At 29.4% G+C, this 2357-nt stretch carries 3 protein-coding genes; 1 reads left to right on the top strand and 2 read right to left on the bottom strand.

Going from position 1 to position 2357, the window contains the following annotated elements:
* Window positions 1–149: 149 nt before the first annotated feature.
* The gene (locus ACI3VO_RS15220) at window positions 150–755 is read right to left on the bottom strand and encodes a peroxidase-related enzyme (protein ID WP_439758734.1); all 606 of its coding nucleotides are present in this window, start codon (window positions 753–755) and stop codon (window positions 150–152) included.
* A gap of 32 nt (window positions 756–787) precedes the next feature.
* Window positions 788–1537 carry a cyclase family protein gene (locus tag ACI3VO_RS15215; RefSeq protein WP_439758733.1) on the bottom strand — a complete coding sequence of 250 codons (750 nt, stop codon included), beginning with the start codon at window positions 1535–1537 and terminating at the stop codon, window positions 788–790.
* A 355-nt stretch (window positions 1538–1892) separates the two neighbouring features.
* Between ACI3VO_RS15215 and ACI3VO_RS15210 the strand changes: the two genes are divergently transcribed.
* Window positions 1893–2357, top strand: a 465-nt coding sequence (locus ACI3VO_RS15210) for a hypothetical protein (protein ID WP_439758732.1), incomplete at its 3' end; no start/stop codon positions are given.

Raw genomic sequence — 2357 nt, 5'->3', positions numbered from 1 at the left:
TGTCATTCAATTTCTATTATACATACTAAATATGAACTATTTAATAATAAATCTTGCCATTTTTATGAAAAAATATAATGATATATTTTATATGATAACTAAAAGAGCATTGCAATTATTTTCGCAATGCTCTTTCAGTTGAAATAAGATTATTTATTGAATGATCTATTATGGCTAAAATGACTAGAGTTAGGGACAACGCCTATTGCGCTTACCCATCTATTTGTATAATTAAAGAATCCTACTACAAATGATGCTTCAAGTATTTCATGGTCGTTAAATCCAACTGCTCTTAGATTTTCGACTTGAGTGGAGTCTATTTCTCTAGGCTTTGAAGTAAGAAAATATGCAAAATCACAAAGAGCTCGTTGTTTATCTGTAAGCTTAGCTATCCTGTAATTATATGTAAGAACATCCACCCATTCAGGATCCTTAGTAAGTCCACGTAGCATATCGCCGTGTGTAGTTAAGCAATATGTACACCCATTAGTAGATGAGACTACAAGTCCCATCATTTCTTTGTCTATAGTGCTTAGATAAGTAGTTTCTTCATCGAATAGGGACTCTTTCAATTTTAAAAATCCTATATATTGTTTATCATTAAGGGGAAGAACTTTAAACAAGTTATTTATAAAGCCCCAATTTTCTTCCATGCGTTCTACATTTGCATCGAAAACTTTTTGATTCTGTGGATCTATTTCATCTTTGTTTGGTTTTTGTAAAAACGATAATTGTTCATCATATTCATAAGACATTTTGATTATACCCTCCAAATTCATCGATTATTTTAAACTTCGTATATTGCAAATACACGTGCTGGGAATCCTGTTGCATTTTTTATTTTAGGGAAAGTCGCAAATACTATTGCACCTGTTTCAGGGACAGCATCTAAGTTATTTAAAACTTCTATTTGGAACTTATCCTGTGCAAGTACGTAATGTTCTCCTTTAAAAGGAACTTGACTTTCTAATGCTGGTGGATCAGTGTCGAATGGTTCATGTCCCACTGCTCCTATATTACGTTCTTTGAATAAGAATTCTAGAGCATCTAAATGCCAACCAGGATAGTGAGATATTCCGTCTTCACCTATATTTAGAGATTCTTCTTGGCTTGACCATTTTTTAGACCAGTCACTTCTCATAGCTACAAATGCGCCTTCAGGGATTTGACCATGTGTTTCCTCCCAATCTAGTATATCTTGTACTGTTAATGCGTAATCTACATTTTCTGCTACTTTTTCGCTCGCATCTATTACGCAAAGTGGATAAGCAAATTCTGAAACATCTATTTCATCAACTAATCTTCCTCCTTTTACGAAATGTCCTGGAACATCTACATGAGTACCATATTGACCAGGGAATGTAAATTCATTTACCTTCATAGGTGCGTTGTCAAAATCAAATAATATATTGTTTCCTAGAGGCTTAAATCCAGGCCATCGAGGAGTATCTTCACCGAATTCATGAGTTAAATCAACCCATTTGTATTTTGGAGATTGTAAATCCTTAAGTAAATTCCATAAATTTTTGTCTGCCATATCTATAACCACCTTTTCCTTAATATTTTTAAATAATAAAATTGTGAATACATCTTCAAATTTGAATTATATTATTTCTAATTGATTATTTATGGTATAGATTATAGTGTTATCATTTTGATAATACAATATTATAAGTTGATTTTTTTATAAAAATAATTTTATATATTTCATATCAAAATAATATGAAATATATAAATCAAATAAAATTTTTATAAAAATTGAAACAAATTTTCAATATTTTTCGTTTATATATAAAAGACCATTTAAATTTTATAAACTATTAAATAAAATTTTATAGATTTGTAAGCTATTCAATATATAATTAAAAAACAAAATAGGGGAGGTAATATTTATGAAAAAAGGATACATTAAAGTGGGAAGTATTTTTTTAATAGTATTTTTAGGTGTGTTTATATTTGTATTTGGTCTAAATCCTAAATACGGATTATCAGCTGAACAATTAAAAAATCACGATAATTTGACAGCTGAAGAGACTATTAAATTATATGCATATTACAAAAATAGAAGTGATTTTAATAAAATTGACGATCTATTATCTAAAGAAGCATTAGATGAAGCTGGAATGTCTGAAAGGGATAAAGATTATAATCAAGATGATATTTTAAACCCTGTTTTTTTAACAAATATTGAAAAAGTGAGTTCAGAATGTGAGCAAGATGGTTTCTATGAACGAAGAATTTATGTTACTTATTGGAGCGATAATTTGTTAGTTAAACTAGGGTATAAACCTAGTGATAAAGAAGCTATATATTCAACAGATATGGAACTCGTAAAGAAAAGTAAAGACTCTGACTGG

This window comes from Intestinibacter sp., from assembly GCF_051866655.1.
GTDB lineage: Bacteria > Bacillota > Clostridia > Peptostreptococcales > Peptostreptococcaceae > Intestinibacter.
This window is presented reverse-complemented; position numbering and strand designations above follow the sequence as displayed.